This is a genomic window from Geomicrobium sp. JCM 19037, from assembly GCF_000698105.1.
Classification (GTDB): domain Bacteria; phylum Bacillota; class Bacilli; order Bacillales; family Marinococcaceae; genus Geomicrobium_A.
Window position 1 is genome coordinate 1 of sequence record NZ_BAWZ01000058.1, and the last position, 15,758, is coordinate 15,758.

General features: G+C 44.3%; 17 protein-coding genes and 3 pseudogenes. 11 read left to right on the forward strand and 9 right to left on the reverse strand.

Features of this window, described 5'->3' with window-relative positions; genetic code table 11:
* Window positions 1–500: 500 nt before the first annotated feature.
* Genes JCM19037_RS21065 through amaP form a run of 3 tightly spaced genes read right to left on the reverse strand, consistent with a single transcriptional unit; the run spans window position 501 to window position 1,815 of the window.
* Entirely contained in the window at window positions 501–992 is a 492-nt protein-coding gene (locus tag JCM19037_RS21065) for an Asp23/Gls24 family envelope stress response protein (protein WP_238544854.1), read from the reverse strand.
* 33 nt (window positions 993–1,025) lie between these two features.
* Window positions 1,026–1,238, reverse strand: a complete 213-nt coding sequence (locus JCM19037_RS21070) for a DUF2273 domain-containing protein (protein ID WP_042404396.1) — start codon at window positions 1,236–1,238, stop codon at window positions 1,026–1,028.
* A 13-nt stretch (window positions 1,239–1,251) separates the two neighbouring features.
* Window positions 1,252–1,815, reverse strand: a complete 564-nt coding sequence (gene amaP / locus JCM19037_RS21075; protein ID WP_042404398.1) for an alkaline shock response membrane anchor protein AmaP — start codon at window positions 1,813–1,815, stop codon at window positions 1,252–1,254.
* 172 nt (window positions 1,816–1,987) lie between these two features.
* Here amaP and JCM19037_RS21080 point away from each other — a divergent pair.
* Window positions 1,988–2,915, forward strand: a pseudogene (locus tag JCM19037_RS21080) (manganese-dependent inorganic pyrophosphatase).
* 125 nt (window positions 2,916–3,040) lie between these two features.
* On the forward strand, window positions 3,041–3,406 hold the full coding sequence (locus tag JCM19037_RS21085) for a hypothetical protein (protein ID WP_238544855.1): 366 nt from the start codon (window positions 3,041–3,043) through the stop codon (window positions 3,404–3,406).
* Between the two features lie 68 nt (window positions 3,407–3,474).
* Here JCM19037_RS21085 and JCM19037_RS26130 read toward each other — a convergent pair whose 3' ends face one another.
* A complete protein-coding gene (locus JCM19037_RS26130) occupies window positions 3,475–3,636 on the reverse strand; it encodes a hypothetical protein (protein ID WP_193744840.1) in 162 nt (53 codons plus the stop codon).
* Window positions 3,637–3,729: 93 nt separating this feature from the next.
* Here JCM19037_RS26130 and JCM19037_RS21090 point away from each other — a divergent pair, with 93 nt between their 5' ends.
* The gene (locus JCM19037_RS21090) at window positions 3,730–4,719 is read left to right on the forward strand and encodes a homoserine dehydrogenase (RefSeq protein WP_042404401.1); all 990 of its coding nucleotides are present in this window, start codon (window positions 3,730–3,732) and stop codon (window positions 4,717–4,719) included.
* Between the two features lie 43 nt (window positions 4,720–4,762).
* Here the strand turns inward: JCM19037_RS21090 and JCM19037_RS21095 are convergent.
* From JCM19037_RS21095 to JCM19037_RS30410, 4 genes and pseudogenes are all read right to left on the reverse strand, one after another.
* Window positions 4,763–6,752 (reverse strand): annotated as a pseudogene (locus JCM19037_RS21095) (ABC transporter ATP-binding protein).
* A gap of 11 nt (window positions 6,753–6,763) precedes the next feature.
* Window positions 6,764–7,639 (reverse strand): ABC transporter ATP-binding protein, encoded by an 876-nt coding sequence (locus JCM19037_RS30400; protein WP_373901417.1) that lies wholly within the window; start codon window positions 7,637–7,639, stop codon window positions 6,764–6,766.
* Window positions 7,640–7,681: 42 nt separating this feature from the next.
* Window positions 7,682–8,124: pseudogene (locus tag JCM19037_RS30405) on the reverse strand (ABC transporter transmembrane domain-containing protein); the annotation flags it as partial.
* Window positions 8,121–8,498: a hypothetical protein gene (locus JCM19037_RS30410; protein ID WP_373901413.1), complete on the reverse strand. Its 378-nt coding sequence runs from the start codon at window positions 8,496–8,498 to the stop codon at window positions 8,121–8,123. The gene JCM19037_RS30410 and the pseudogene JCM19037_RS30405, both read right to left, overlap by 4 nt.
* Window positions 8,499–8,825: 327 nt before the next feature.
* Here JCM19037_RS30410 and JCM19037_RS21110 point away from each other — a divergent pair, with 327 nt between their 5' ends.
* From JCM19037_RS21110 to JCM19037_RS21125, 4 genes are all read left to right on the forward strand, one after another.
* Window positions 8,826–9,305, forward strand: coding sequence for a YusW family protein (locus JCM19037_RS21110; protein WP_152549174.1), 480 nt, complete (start codon window positions 8,826–8,828; stop codon window positions 9,303–9,305).
* Window positions 9,306–9,468: 163 nt separating this feature from the next.
* Entirely contained in the window at window positions 9,469–9,687 is a 219-nt protein-coding gene (locus JCM19037_RS21115) for a hypothetical protein (protein ID WP_042404409.1), read from the forward strand.
* Between the two features lie 24 nt (window positions 9,688–9,711).
* The gene (locus JCM19037_RS21120; protein ID WP_042404410.1) at window positions 9,712–9,909 is read left to right on the forward strand and encodes a hypothetical protein; all 198 of its coding nucleotides are present in this window, start codon (window positions 9,712–9,714) and stop codon (window positions 9,907–9,909) included.
* Between the two features lie 103 nt (window positions 9,910–10,012).
* Entirely contained in the window at window positions 10,013–10,573 is a 561-nt protein-coding gene (locus JCM19037_RS21125; protein ID WP_042404412.1) for an NADPH-dependent FMN reductase, read from the forward strand.
* A gap of 255 nt (window positions 10,574–10,828) precedes the next feature.
* On the opposite strand, the gene JCM19037_RS26135 is transcribed toward JCM19037_RS21125, so the two are convergent.
* Window positions 10,829–10,987, reverse strand: a complete 159-nt coding sequence (locus JCM19037_RS26135) for a hypothetical protein (protein ID WP_193744182.1) — start codon at window positions 10,985–10,987, stop codon at window positions 10,829–10,831.
* A 102-nt stretch (window positions 10,988–11,089) separates the two neighbouring features.
* Between JCM19037_RS26135 and JCM19037_RS21130 the strand changes: the two genes are divergently transcribed.
* The 4 genes from JCM19037_RS21130 (at window position 11,090) to JCM19037_RS21145 (ending at window position 15,290) form a co-directional block, all read left to right on the forward strand.
* Complete coding sequence (locus tag JCM19037_RS21130) at window positions 11,090–11,590, forward strand: NUDIX hydrolase (RefSeq protein ID WP_307189909.1); 501 nt, start codon at window positions 11,090–11,092, stop codon at window positions 11,588–11,590.
* Window positions 11,591–11,930: 340 nt separating this feature from the next.
* Window positions 11,931–12,302 (forward strand): phage holin, encoded by a 372-nt coding sequence (locus tag JCM19037_RS21135; protein ID WP_042404413.1) that lies wholly within the window; start codon window positions 11,931–11,933, stop codon window positions 12,300–12,302.
* A gap of 3 nt (window positions 12,303–12,305) precedes the next feature.
* Window positions 12,306–13,307 (forward strand): N-acetylmuramoyl-L-alanine amidase, encoded by a 1,002-nt coding sequence (locus tag JCM19037_RS23770; RefSeq protein WP_052364176.1) that lies wholly within the window; start codon window positions 12,306–12,308, stop codon window positions 13,305–13,307.
* A 696-nt stretch (window positions 13,308–14,003) separates the two neighbouring features.
* A complete protein-coding gene (locus JCM19037_RS21145; protein WP_052364177.1) occupies window positions 14,004–15,290 on the forward strand; it encodes an ArgE/DapE family deacylase in 1,287 nt (428 codons plus the stop codon).
* The last annotated feature ends 468 nt before the right edge of the window (window positions 15,291–15,758 follow it).

A 15,758-nucleotide genomic window follows, 5' to 3' on the forward strand; every position in this document is an offset into this window, starting at 1 on the left:
CCCCATACCCCCTCCTATGCTGATTTATCTTCTGTACCCCGTTTCGTTGGTGCAAATCAGCCCATAGAAACCGGGAATGCTCCCATTGATGAATCTATGGTGTGATTTTAGCCACATCAATTCAAAACCTGCCCAATGCATTAACCACCTGTTTGAGCTCCCTCATAAAAGCACGATGGGTTCGATTGGCAAGATTACCGACTTACCACAAAGATGTACTTAAATAAGAACAGTGCATGACGACAGTTTCTTGCCGTGCAAAAAGCAAATAGAGGGAGCATGAGGGGTTCTTCCCAAGATAATAAGAAGTTAGTGCCGAATGACTAAAAGAAACGTATTGCCGGTTGTATATGGCTTCAGGTGATCTTCAATGGGATCGGGAGAGTGACTAATAGGGGGAAGAGCGTGTGATATACAAAAATCTAGCCCTAGACCGTTAATTAACGGCCTAGGGCTAGATGATGTAAGTAAGGGGGTGTTATGCCCTTTATAGGAATGTACTACTCTACGCGATCAGTACTTGGTGATTGTGAAGTTCCACGGCTTTCTTTCTCTTCATATTCTTTTCGTGTTAAAACGTCTTCTACGTGCATGTTGAACTCAACTACTTCAAGACCTGTCATTTCATGGATGGCGTCACTTACGTTTGTCTTGACGGTATCGTAGATATTTGGAATGCTTTTGCCGTACTCGATGATGACTTCAATATCAAGTGCGACTTGCTTTTCTCCAACTTCTGCAGAGATGCCTTTAGAGATATTTTCAGTGCCGCCAAAGCGCTCTGTGAGACCTTGGAAAATACTCCCGCTCATGCCGAGAATACCTTCTGTTTGTCTCGTTGCGATGGCCGTCACTTTCTTTACGACTTCGTCGTCAAATGTCAATTTGAAGCGATCTACTTGCTCCATCTCCTCTTGACGTTCTTCTTCTGCTTTTACGCTTTCTTTCTTTGGTTCAGTTCTTTCTGCTTTAGCTGCTTGTGATTGTGCCATGTTTAACCTCTCCTTTATATAGAATGAAAATTATTAACGCCTTCTTTGGAAAAGCGCATTAATATACCCGGCAACATTAAGGTCGCCATCGACCCACTTTCCGAGTATGTAGCCGACAAATAGGAAGATAAACACTGTAATTGCGACAGATACGCTAGCATAGAAAAAGAGGACACTGAACAATATCGCCGCTAGAATACCAATAATTCTTCCACGATAACGAGCAAATACTTCTGTATTCTCCATATTCCCTCCCTCCTTATACTACGCGTTCCCGTTGTGTTTGGTCAGAATCGGGCTCTTTAACATTTACTTTAATATTGTCGACAGCAACTTCAAGAAATTGCTCTACGTCTTCTTTTACGGTTCTTTGTATGCGGTCCGCCATCTGTTGGACCGGTTCTTTACCGAAGACGGCATAGCTAATTTCTATATCAATCTTTTCTTCTTCACTATCAATGAACGACTTCACTTGCACGGTTCGAATGCCTTCAAAACTCTTGACGATTCTATAAATCGTCGAATCAATCGTTTGTTTTGAGATCGATAAAGTACCCGTCGGTGTTCGTACATCAAGATTGCCTCGAGATCGAGGAGAAGAAGACTCACCGGTTCGAAAGCTTGCTACAAACAGGATGAAGCTCACTAGAGCCATAAACGCCAGGATTCCGATGAGAACCCAAAACCATTGCTCTGAGTTAGGCCACATTTCAATTTGTAAAAAGATATCGTACACATTAAAAGCAAGCAAGACAAATGCTGTAATCAATAACAGTGTAAGAAAGCTGTTTAGCCCAATAATGAATTGGGTGAAACGATTCATGGCCTCACCTCCGTTGTTAGTTATATACCCAGCTTTATTTTGATTGAAACATCAAAAGTGTGACTTTTGTTTCATGTCGAGTTGAGGAGATGGCGAATTAAATTTGTAGTTTGTAAGAGAAAAATGTTACTCTTTTACTTGTGAGAAGCGATATTTTAGGAGGGCATGTCAAATGTCAAAAATCATAGTGACCGGTCACCGTAATCCAGATACTGATTCGATTACTTCTGCCATTGTTTATTCCTACTTTAAAAAGCAGCGTGGCATAGATGTTCTTCCGATACGATTGGGAGAAATGAATAAAGAAACGGAACATGCACTTTCCTATTTTAATGTGGATGCACCGGTACTTGTTGATGATAATATTGTAGAAAAAGCCGAAGAGCTGATTTTAGTTGACCATAACGAGCGTCAGCAAAGCATCGAACACATAGAGAAGTTTAAGATTACTGAAGTGATCGATCATCACCGAATTGCAAACTTCGAAACGATAGACCCGTTGTATTATCGAGCTGAGCCTGTCGGTTGTACAGCGACGATTCTTTTGAAACTTTTCAAAGAGTACAATGTAGAAGTGCCAAAACAAATGGCTGGCTTATGCTTAGTGCGATTATATCCGACTCTTTATTGTTCAAATCGCCTACATGCACTGACGAAGATATTCAAGCTGCAGAAGAACTAAGTAAGATTGCTGGTGTCGACGCTAACGTTTATGGATTGGACATGCTTAAAGCAGGTGCAGATTTAACGGACAAGAGCATAAACGAACTTGTTACGATGGATGCAAAAGAGTTCGAGGTTGGCGAGCACAAGCTTGAAATTGCGCAAGTGAACACGGTTGATGTGGACGGATTGCTCGAGCAGAAACAAGCGATTGAAGAAAGGTTGGACGTGATCGTCAAGGATAAAGGCTTAAACTCTTCTTGTTTGTGATTACTGATATCTTAAATAACGACTCGACCATTTTGGTTGCTGGTGGTGAGGACGAAAAGGTTGAACGTGCATTTGACGTTAAGATCGAGAACCATACCGCTCTGTTAAAAGGAGTTGTATCTCGTAAAAAACAAATTGCACCTGTACTCATGAGGCAATTCTCATAATGGCTCTTCGGTTCTGCAAATCCTTTCGATTTGCAGAACTTTTTTTGAAAACACGAGTAGGAGCTCCTTACATGCATTGTTGTTCGTCATCATGCTACACTAAGGAAAGAATAGGAGGTACGATTTTGAAACAACATGTAAAGCCACTAATGCTTGCGTCTGCTTTTTTTGGGTTGTTCGGTGTGTTTATGGGTGGTCATTTAGCAGGTGCTGGAAGTTATGCGCTGAGCGCCATTCATGCGCACATGCTCGTTGTTGGTTGGCTATCTCTGTTTAGTTGGGGTGTATACTATCAACTGTTCACCGTCAAAGGCTGGCTTGGAACGGCTCACACGTGGACAGCCATTATTGGTACGATCGGTCTCGTATTTGGGATGTGGTTGAATAATAGCATCGGTTCTGTGGTTACGCTCATCGCATTCATTGCAGGCGGTATGATCTTAATGGCAAGCTACGCTTTGTTCTTAATCATTGTGCTCAAACAAAAATAAAATTTCCTGTTTAATCGGGACTTTATTATGAGCAAAAAAGCAACAGGGTGTTAATCCTGATGCTTTTTTTAGCCTTTGTTTTCATTGTTTAGTACGGTTTCTAATAGTGTAATTTGTTTAATTAAATAATGGCGATACGTACTATATTCTTTAGGGGCTCCATCGGCTTCAATGCGTAAGCGCTCTAACTCACGGCTAAACAACAGCTTCTCGGTGGCATTTAGCATCATTTGCTCCCCTTTGTATCATCTGAATCGTTCCTCTATAGTGTACCCTAGCTTCGCAATTTAAAAACATGGATTGTATGAAAGGAGCTCACTTTTATGAATATTTACCTTTCTGGTTTTGGACGTATTGGGCGTCAGTGGATTGAATTGCTCGATCAAAAACGTGAATTACTAAACGTACATTACGGGTTACGAGTAAAGATCGTCGGTCTGATCGGGCGAAACGGTGCGCTAGTATGTGAAGAGGGTTTTGATATGCGGACCGTTTTGCGATATGAAACACTTGAACAACTAGCGAAAGGTGAAAATCTTGAGTGGACGAAAGAGTGGCATGTACATGGAGATGTATTAGTGGACAGCACCCCAACGTATGAATCCCACGGAGAACCAGGGTACACGTACATAAAGAAAGCTTTGCAGATGGGAATGCACGTTGTGAGCATTTCGAAAGGCGCCCTTCTCCATCATTACGATGAGTTGATGGGTAGTGCTGCAGAAAAAGGACTGAAGATTAAATATAGCGGTGCAACAGCGGCCGCGCTGCCAGCGCTTGATATCGGCGAGCACAGCATTGTTGGGGCAGAATTGCTCGGATTTGAAGGGGTGTTGAATGGAACGAGCAATTATGTACTCACCGAGATGCAAGAGCGAGGCATTTCTTATGAACAAGCGATTGCAGCAGCAAAAGAACAAGGGGTTGCTGAGCCAGATCCTACGCTTGACGTATCCGGTGCGGATAGTGCTGCAAAGGTTGTCCTACTATCGAATGCGCTATTAGGGACGAAGGCAAGAAAACAAGATGTAGACTTGGAAGGCATTGAACAATTCCCCGGCTCTTCGGATAAAGACCGCGTCGTTCGCTTAGTAGCTTCTGCGTATAAACGTGAGGACAACACTGTGCAATTAGCAGTGAAGCCAAAAGCACTTTCACCGGATCATCCACTTGCAGCGATCCGAGGGACGAACAAAGCGATTACGTTTCACACAGTTGAAATGGGTGTGATTACAGTATCTGGCGGGGCGTCCAGTCCGCTAGGCGCAGCAAGTGCAGCGTTAAAAGATTTGATCAACTTAAATAGGTGTTAAACAAACATTTGATTACATGAAACGCCCGCTCAAAGCGGGCGTTTCAACTGGCGTCTGTCCCTTGTTGCAATTCATACATCCGTCGATACGTGCCGTTTCTTTTTAGAAGAACGTCATGAGTGCCACGCTCCACGATCTGACCTCGGTCAAGGACGAGAATTTGGTCTGCATCAATGATCGTTGATAGACGATGGGCGATTACAAACGTCGTGCGTCCATTTTTTAAGGCGTTCATCCCTTGTTGAATATGAGCTTCTGTTTCTGTATCAACATTGGAAGTAGCTTCATCAAGAACGAGAATAGCAGGGTCAACGAGAAGCGCACGAGCAAAGCTGATGAGTTGCCGCTCGCCACTCGACAGCGTGGCTCCACGTTCGGTGACAGGTTCGTCAAGAATCGGCCAATGATCGTTTCGCCACCGACCAAACGCACGACGCGTTTCACCTCATCTCTAGAAGCTTCCGGTCGACCATACGAGATATTTTCTGCAACCGTACCGGTAAACAAGTAAGGTTCTTGAAGGACAATTCCCATATGCTCTCGCAACGCTCCTGAGCTCATATCCTTCGTATTCAAGCCGTCGATCGTGATCGTCCCGTCGTCTGGGTCATAGAAGCGGAACAATAGATTCATAATTGAACTTTTCCCAGAGCCTGTATGTCCGACAAGCGCAATCGTTTGGCCGGCCTTCGCTTGAAAGGTGAGGTCTTTCAGTACTCGTTTTTCCTTCTCATAAGAAAAATGAACATGATCAAACTGCACGTCGCCTTTAGGTCGGATGATCGTGTCATCGCTTAGCGCCTCTCCCTGTTCATCCATTAGCTCAAAGACTCGTTGCCCAGCGGCGCGTGCTTGTTCCAGTTTGGCAAGTTGACTCACCATTTGTGATAACGGTTCAAAGAGACGATTGACCAAATCGACAAATGCATACAAAACCCCAATTGAGAAAATCCCTCCACCTCCACCACTAATCGTCCATATCAAGCCCGTAAATAAGATGTTCTTCAGAACGAATGTGAGATTATGAGACGTGAGTGAATTCAAATTTAATAATTTCGTCTGCGCTCGATAATGCTCATTATTGAACTGTTCAAACTGCTTTTGTGAGCTCGATTCTTGATTAAACGCTTGGATAATCGACATGCCATGAATATTTTCGTTCATGGCCGCATTAATATCCGCGTTTTTATCACGAATTCTCCGATTTAATCCAGCAGCAAAGCGGTGGTATAACTGAATCCAAGCATAAAATAACGGAATAAGCACGAGCGTGAGCAGTGCGAGTCGCACATCAAGAATGAATAAAGCGATGTAAATTCCCGTTAGATAAACGATGCCAGAAAAGAATGTAGCCAGAACAGTCATGTACAACTCACGTACAGCTTCGGTGTCATTCGTCACCCGTGCGACAATTTTCCCAGCAGGATGATGATCAAAAAATCGGACCGGCAGCTTTGATAGATGTTGGAACACATCATTTCGCATTTGTCTCACAATGAGGTGCGCTGATTTCTTTAAGTAAAAGCTTTGCCCGTACTGAAAAAACGAGGCAAACACAATAAGCCCTAAATACAAAAGCAACCAGCGGACGATATGAGTAACTTCTGGGGAATAAAAGGCGAGTACATCACTCGCCCCTAACTCGATCGCTTCACTCGTATACGTCGTATAATTATACTCAACCGACAGTGTACCATCATTGTAATTTCTTTCCCCTGTCGTTGGCAGCGGTCTTCAGTAAAGAAGAAGCGAGTGCCGATTTGCAAAATTTGTACTTCTTCATCTCTAGGAGCCCCGTTAGGCAAATAAACTTCTCTCGTATAATACGAATCGCCAAATGCTACAGAATGATCGAATTCAACAGACTCGTACCACGGATCTTCAATGCCTGTAAGATGACGGTCAATGACGTGTTTGGCAATGAAAGGGCCCGCTAATTCCGCAGCGACGGCAATGGTCAACATGAGGAGCGCCCAAATAATCATTCGTTTTTGATTCAAAGCATATCGTATGAGCCGCTTGCCTGTTGTCATTTTCATCACCCCTAATTTCGCAATGATTGTTTTGTCGCTTGCGCTTTGTACCAGCCGTTTTGTTGGATCAATTGTTCGTGTGTGCCATGTTCTGTAATCTTTCCTTCATCTAGCACAAGGATGAGGTCAGCCTGTTCTACAGCACTCAGGCGGTGTGCGGTAATGAAAGTCGTTTTATGCTTTCTCTCTTTCCCGATGTTTCGGACGATCTGTGCTTCAGTTTTGGCATCTACAGCAGACAAGGAGTCATCAAGGATAAGAATTTCAGGATCGGTGAGCAGTGCTCGGGCGATTGAAATCCGTTGCTTTTGCCCTCCAGATAAGCTCACGCCATTTTCGCCGACACGAGTTTCCAGCCCATCTGGTAGGAAACGTACATCTTCCGTAAATGCTGCAGACTGGATGGCGTCGTTTATTTGGGCATCTGTCGCATTGGGAGTTGAAAAAAGCAGATTCTCTCGTACAGTGAGTGAGAATAGCAGATGGTCTTGTGGGACGTAGCCGATTAACGACCGCATGTCTTGTTGTGATAGGTCTCTTATCGGTACTCCACCGATGGTCATCTCACCACTACCGCTCGGATAGTACTTTAACAGTTGTTTAACAAGTGTTGACTTCCCACTGCCTGTTCGACCAACGACTCCGACCGTTTCTCCTCGATTCACGGTAAAGGAAATCCGTTCAAGCTGGTTTTGTGAAGTAGACGGATAGGAGAAACAGACATCTTGAAATACGATCGGTGCATGGCTCTTCAAAGGTCCAGGAGCATGAGGCTCGGGCACGCTTTTCTTCGTGCGCATCGTATCGTATACCCGTTCATATGAAGCGCTGCCCTGTTGCATAATGTTTACGAGTTCACCAATGGCGAACATCGGCCAAATGAGCATGCCCAAATACAGATTAAATGTGATGAGTTGGCCGAGTGTGAGCTGTTGCTGGAACACAAGGTACGCACCATAACCAAGACCAATCACATAACTGAGCCCAACGACAATATTGACGATCGGATCAAAAAAAGACTCTACACGTGCGACGCGCACAAAGCGATCAAAGACGCCTTTACTTTGTGCTTCAAATTGTTGCTCGTCTGCTTTTTCTTTGCGAACGCCCGGATGACCCGCATTCCTGCCACCGACTGCAAGACCCGGTCGTTCAGTTTTCCGAAAGCAGCTTGGGCACTTGAGAAGCGCGTGTGAATCATTTTGCCGAGAATCGTGACGGTAATGGCAATAATCGGCAAAGGGAGTGCGGCTGCGAGCGTGAGTCGCCAATCAATGACGATCACCATGGCACCTAGAATTAACCCCATAAAAATAACAGCATCCACAAGTGTCAAAATGCCAATACCAGCAGTCATGGAGATGGCTTTCATGTCGTTTGTTCCTCGTGCGAGTAAATCCCCGGTCGATCTTTTTTCAAAAAATGGTGGTCCATTAGATACAGGTGGCGCATAAATCGTGAACGTAACGTGCGTTCTAACAAATACGCGCCTCCTAACAGACTGCGCATCCAGATGTAATTGAGTGCATATCCGAGAACGATAACGGTGATAAGTACAGTCGAGAGTTGAATTGCTTCATCAATCCCAAGTGAGCCCCGCTGAAACAAATCAATGGCTGAACCGATTAAAAAAGCAGGAACAAGTTCTAAGATGCTTGCAATAATGAGGATAAGAATCGCAAACAAATACCGCCACTTATGGACGTTGAAAAACCAAGCGAGTCGAACGAGAATTTTTAACATCACACATCACATCTTTCTGTCCAAATAAAAAACGCTGCAGCATAGCTGCAACGTTAAAGCTTTCACGTACGTATACAAGGCGCTGATTGTAAGCGCCGAAAATGAAAGGAGAAGAACAACAATCACGGTTAATGGGCGCAAATCGATGAAATTGTGTGCAAAAATTTATTTGAATGAATCGCATGATTGTGCGCCCCCTCGAGTATTCTGAATAAAGAAAAACTATGTAACTATTATACAGAATCTTTCCACGAAAATAAATAATTTTCTTTCATCGATTGTGCTAGAATCAAAGAGAACATTACAAAATATCCCAACGAGGTGAATGGCGTGAAACGTAGCGGGTTGCTGTCGATAGGTGTGATCTGTCTGATGGGTGTAGCCGGCTGTCAAGATTCAGGAGAAGCGAACGTCTCGATGAATTCTGAACCTTCTACACAAGAGAATGCGTCTCCGGTACAACAACCGACCGAGCAAAGTGAGGGTACAGCGTGGTATGACCAATTATCATTTCAAGATTTTGAGCTTGATGCGGGTGGAGCTTCTGGCAAGTATGAGGTCGATTTTGATTATGATGATGGTGTACCTGAAGCTGATATTGAAGATGAAAGGCAAACCCCGCAAATTGAGCTTGGAGGACAAGCTGCCCTTGATCAGCTAGCGTCCTTGCTACCTGAACTGGCGATTGAACAAGCAAGCACACCAGAGCAGATTCAAGCCGAAGTTGAACGTGTATTTCAGTTGGATCCTAACGAGCAATATATCGAAATCGAAATTCTATTCCATGATGGAACGAAAATAAATATATAAACATGTGAGCGCCATGATCGGGGAACAGATCCCTCGATCATGGCGTTTTTTCATAGGCAATGATTGATTCTTACAAAAAAGGGCAAAGAATTAGGTTGTACTACAATCAGAATATCATTCTTTGAATTAACTGTAAGAGAAGTTGATTAAAGGGGGTATTCAATTGATCCGCTGGTTATTGAAATGTTTTTGCTTTCGACCACAAACACTTAAAGGATTGCTGTATAAAAAAGTAGGGAAACAAGTTCAGATATTTACACCGTTTGGCGTCGTAAGCGGCACGGTTGTGGCTGTTAAAGGAGATTATGTCGTTCAAATCGATGCTGATGACCGGGAAGTGCTTACGAATCTATGGAAGATCGAAATGATTAACGAAATCTAAAGGGGGTATGAGAATGTTCCGATTTTGGTTACGAAAAGAGTTGCGAGAGCGGGTAGAAACCGCATCGAGGTGACGACTGATAACAATATGGTCGATGGGTTACTCGTTGAAGTTGCAAAGGAATATATCGTCATTGAAATCGATGATAGTTATAGCGATGGAAATCTACTATACATCGTAATTCGTGAAATTAACAACGTATGGGATCCAGCTGTAAGTTAAGTCCAAACGTCTCTCCACGCGAGGGACGTTTTTTGTATTTTTTGACCATTCTGATCGGTGTTCGGTAAAATAAGATGAAAGGATAATGGAAGGGGTTGCTCGGATGAGTCAAGCAAGTCGAAAAGTAACGATGATTGTTGGAAGTCTACGAAAAGATTCTCTCAATCGTAAGCTCATGAAGCTTTTACAAGAGGAAATACCAAGTCATTGGTCGGTTGAGGAGGTTGCTATTGGTGAGTTGCCTTTTTACAATCAAGACATTGAGCATGATGGAGATCCAGAGGTCGTAACCCACATGAAACAAGCCATTCAAGGTGCCGATGGTGTGATTCTCATAACCCCTGAATATAACAGCGGCACACCGGCCGTACTTAAGAATGCATTGGACTGGGCTTCACGCCCGACGAAAACGTCGGTACTTATTGATAAGCCATTTGCCGTCGCTGGCGCATCCCCTGGCGGTGGTGGGACGGCGCAATCTCAAGGTCAAGTTCGTCAAACATTACTGACGATGAATGCTGTCGTCATGCCTGGGCCAAAAATGCTCGTCAGCCGTGCCCATGAAAAAGTGAACGAACAAACGGAGCAAATGGATGATGAGCGAACAAGAAAACATGCAAAACGGTTTTTAGACTCGTTTGAAGCGTGGATGAGCAAATTCTAAAAGTGATAATCGTGGCAATATCAACCCCCTCATACACGGATGAGGGGGTGTCTCTTATGATTAAAGTCCGTTAGTGGAAGGCAGCACTCGTCTATATCCCATCCAGGTATTAAACAACTACCCTCCACTTAAGCTTTACCCTTTTTGATCGCTTTTAAATCCACAAAAAAAGAGCACACATTATGTATGCTCCATGACCCAGAACACAGGCGGGTATGTAGGGTGGAACGCACATGAATGAACCACCCCACAACGCTAATCTTTTGGCGTTTGTTCCTTGAGTATCCATTCCAAATGTTCGATTTGATCATCGACAACGTCTCGGAATTGACACTCAGGTTGATAAATCTTCTTCTTCACATCTTTAAGGAAGTAGAGATCCCGTTGGAACATGGCCCGTTCTGAATCTGACATAGATACTCACCTCAAGTGTAAAGGTTGACACCTATAATATCGTATATATCCGTTATGCCGACTCGGCAAACGTAAAACTCATTGATGGAGGGGATAATGCTTATGAACTACTTGAAACGGTTGCGTGAAAAAGTAGGGCAGCAACCACTCATTGTAACTGGAGCAACGGTCATTGTTAAAAACCATAAAGGGGAAATTCTCATGCAAAAAAGATCTGATACGAATGATTGGGGTTTGCCTGGCGGTGCAATGGAAATGGGGGAGAGTCTAGAAGAAACGGCTAAAAGAGAATTGTATGAAGAAACAGGGTTGCGCGCAGAGACGTTGCAACTCGTCGCTGTGAAATCAGGAAGAGACTATTACTATAAGTATCCTAACGGTGATGAGGTGTATAACGTAATTGCATTGTATCTCACAGACAATACGTCAGGCACTTTGGCTATAAATGATGATGAAGCTAGAGCTTGGTTATTTTTCACTCGATCAACTGCCTTCACCGTTAGAAGGGCGAGCAGCGAAAATCCTAAAAAATGTGCACACTTAAAAAACACAGCTCCTCGTCGTTGGGAGCTGTGTTTTTTAACGATTGCAATACGGACATAAGATGTATTTGACGTGGGCAAGCCCTGTAATGTGTGCCGGAGAGAGTGAATATTTCTGGTTTTGTTCCAGCATCATTTTGTGTCTGCAAAGATCATTCATAGAGACAGACTTGTGTATTAATTTGTTATGATGATCAATCGTATATACACTCATAAAACACCTCAATATAGACAATTTTACCTTAAACATGCCATTATTTTCAATTAACAAGCATTCAATAGTCCTTGTCCCTCCACTTTTTGTGTGCCAAAAGTTATTTCTAATATAAGTTATGGTGGTATGTAGTCAAGACGTAAGAAATAGAGTGTAAAGGAGTCATATTTACAAAAGAGGTGATTGTGTGCTTGAACTACTTCAAGCGTCAATTTTAGATTGGGTGTTAACCATTCTCGGGGTTTTCGTGACCAGTGTATTGGCCTATTTTACACCTCGTGTGAAACGAATGCTCAATATTATCGCGGATCGAGACAACCTCAGCATCATCTCTTCATTAAGCCATTGTGCGGTGGAATGGGTGGAAGAGGAATATTCAGGTGAGACGGGGGCGAGGAAGTTTGAAGAGGCAACGTCTTATGCTGCAAAGTTAATTGAACAATACAAAATCCCAGTTTCTGATGAGTTAATTCGCGTGCAAATTCAACACGGCTGGCAACAAATGCAACAAAAACATCGCGTGCATGAAAAGGGAGACTTGGAAGGTGTGGAGGTGTAGTGGATGGTGACCATTAGAAGTGATTTAATTCCAAGGTCGGCTTCCAATCGCCCGGGAACTCGTCAAAATCCAACTAAAATAGTCGTTCATGAAACCGCGAATACCGCAAACGGAGCGAATGCTGCGATGCATAGCCGTTACATTCGCGGGCAAGATGCTCGCACCAGGTCAGTGTCTTGGCACTTTACGGTAGACGATACTGAAATTCTGCAGCATTTACCGATTAACGAGCGGGGTTGGCATGCTGGCAGCGGCAATGTGAACAGTGTTGGCATTGAACTATGTGTAAACGCCGATGGGAACTGGCAAAGGACGAAAGCGAACGCCGGAGCGCTTATTGCCCACTTACGGACATTAGGCATCACAAACATTACGACACATCAACAAGAGACTGGGAAAAATTGTCCGGCTCGCTTATTGCGAGAAGGTTTTCAAACGTTTGTCCGCGGAATTGGCAGTAGCACATCTAATAGCGGAAATAGTTGGTATGGGAGGTCTGGTGCGGACGTTCGCGAGTTGCAAGAATTGTTGTTAAAAGCTGGAGAGTCACTCCCAGGCGGAGCAGATGGTCAGTTTGGAGATGAGACGTTACGGGCGGTTCAGTCATTTCAACGAAAACATGGAATTAGTAGCCCCGGCAGTTCCTTTTACGGTGTTCCCGGACCTGAAACGATGAATCGATTAAAAAGAATAGGAGGGAGATTCGTGGACTTGCAAAAAACATTGTTTGAAAGTAACAACCGCGCGATACGAGACCTTGTACGTCGTCACGGTGTGAGTGATATGGAGAAGCGGTTGGAAGAGGGCACGCTTCCGTATGAGGACTTGATCGGAACACTCTTCAAAGCGATGCAACAAGAGCCACCAACGACCGTCTCATCCGCACACCAAGCTGCGTGGAAAAAAGCAGAAAACAAACAAGTGTTAAACGGTGAACGACCGAAACACTTCGTCACACGTGAACAGCTGGCATCGGTATTAGACCGAACCGGCAACTTAGACTAGGCGGCAGTAAAGGATACCGCATTTTTATGATCAATATACGTTGGACTATAGATGTTCCTGATTGTCCTGTTGGCAAATGCTTTTCGTCCAAACTATAAGTGCTACATCGGTGGTCGCAGGGCGCCCACCGTGTTTTCTTAATGCTCCAGTGCTAAAGGCAAACATCAGTGGCCAAGTGCCAGCCACGGTGCTATTACGCCGTTCGAAAGACAAGGGAGACAGCGCTCATACCGTTTCGAACGAAACAGATGAGGTCAAATTGCCACATATATGAGTTTTTGAGGTATTTGATTAAGCGAAACCGTTCTTTCTTCGTATGGATTGTCACACAAACTTCGCCAACTGTCACAAATAAAAATAGTTCAGGCAGTTGGCCCTTTAGATGGTCCCTTTTGAGCGGCCGATTGCCACATATAGAGGGGGAATAAGGATGACTACAGAGTAGACAGTTCACATCTGTTTACCCACATAATCCTCAAGGGCGAGCGTCCATCGCACCTTCGGTGCCGAAGAAATACCGAGGTGTCCCTCTGCGCTTCGTCTAACAACTGTCTCTTATAGTTGAATTCCACGTTCCGTACATAGGTGAACCGAAGCCGCCGTAGTTTTCCCTTTAAAAGGAAGTTTATTTAGATGAACTGGGCGGGAATTTATTATAGGAAATGAGTTATGGATACGTGTGAAGGAGGAACAGTTGTGGCAACCATCGCAGACGAAGTAATGACACACATTGAGAAAGAGATCGACGCGTCTTGGGAAGACGAAGTTGCATTTTTAAAGGATCTCGTCCGTTACCCATCGATCAGTGGTGAAGAGAAACCTGCTCAAAAAATGATCGCAAATTATCTCGAGAAAGAACTCGACATGAAGGTCGATCGTTTCCAACCAAACATTGACAAAATCAAAAACCATCCAGGGTTTTCTCCAGTTGAATGGGATTATGAAAATAGTGACATCGTTATCGGTCAACATTTTGGAGAGGAACAAGAGAAGAACAGTCTAATTTTACAAGGGCATACCGACGTTGTGAGTCCGGAGCCTGTCGGTTTATGGTCAAGCCCGCCGTATGAACCTGTAGTCACTGATGGGAAGCTGTATGGTCGAGGAGCGGCTGACATGAAGGGTGGACTGGCTGCCATGATCTTTGCGTACCGAGCGATCGTCCGTGCAGGATTTGAGCCGAAATCAAATGTGATGTTGCAGTTTGTACCGGATGAAGAACGGACAGGGAATGGGGCGTTGGCAGCGTTACATGAAGGTTATACTGCGAAAGGGGCACTCATTCCAGAACCGTTCGGAATGAAAGCGGCGGTTGCGCAAGTAGGTAGTCTGTGGTTTCGGGTGAAGTTTCGGACGGTGAAAAAGACGGAGCATGGCAACGTACAAGCCAACGCAATTGAGAAAAGCCAGCAGGTCATTGCTGCTTTAAAAAACTTTGAAAAACAATTAAGCGAATCTGTCACACACCCAGCGTTCGCTGACCAGGATAACCCTCTTGATATGAATCTCGGCGTACTGGAAGTTGGGGATTTTGAATCGAATGAACCGGTGACAGGTAAGATTGAAGGCCGAATAGCATTATTGCCTAATGAGACGGTAAATGAGCGAAAAGGCCAGCTTCGTGAATATATTCAACGAACATTTGCCAAAGATGACTGGTTCAATGACCAACTTCCCGAAGTTGAGTTTTACGGGTTTCACGCTGAGGCTACGGTGAGTGATGATCAAACGCCGCTATTCAAAGTGCTAGACGCTTCTCATGAAGCCGTCACAGGTACGTATCCAGAGCGCCGGTCTCTACCTTCAACGACGGATGCCCGCTTTTTCCATCTGTATTATGATATGGATGCCATCTGCTACGGACCAGACGGCGGGAACTTTCACGAAATTGACGAATGGGTTGATCTTGAAAGCGTGAAGAAAGTGACAAAAGTATATGCGTATATGCTCGCTTCTTGGAGTGGACTGAAGCGCATCAAATAATAAACGTTGGCATGTACTCGGTGAAGTGCATGCTTTTTGGTGTTTAGATGCAATGAACTTAACATTTTCCTAATTGCGCAGTTTGTTGTTGCTTTCTACTGCAGGCGGATGCATGCACTCCATAGCATAAGGGTGACATCGGTGGCCAAAAGGCGCCCACCGTGTTTTCTTTACAGTCCATAGTATAAGAGCGACATCGGTTCGTTTATGCCTCCTGGCTATGGTGTGTGGAAAGAAGTCCAAATGCCCCATATATTCATATTTGTGACACTTGAGAAAGAAAAATCATGATTTTAAACGTGAATGTGCACATAAATGGCGTCAACTGTCACAAATCGTGCGATTTGTGACAGTTGCGTGCCGAAAGTGCCCGGTTTGAGGCTGGATTGTCACATACGTGACCGGCCATCACATGCTTGTGCCAGGTGGTGAGTCTCGGTTACAACTTTCTACTTCGGAAACGTTTTT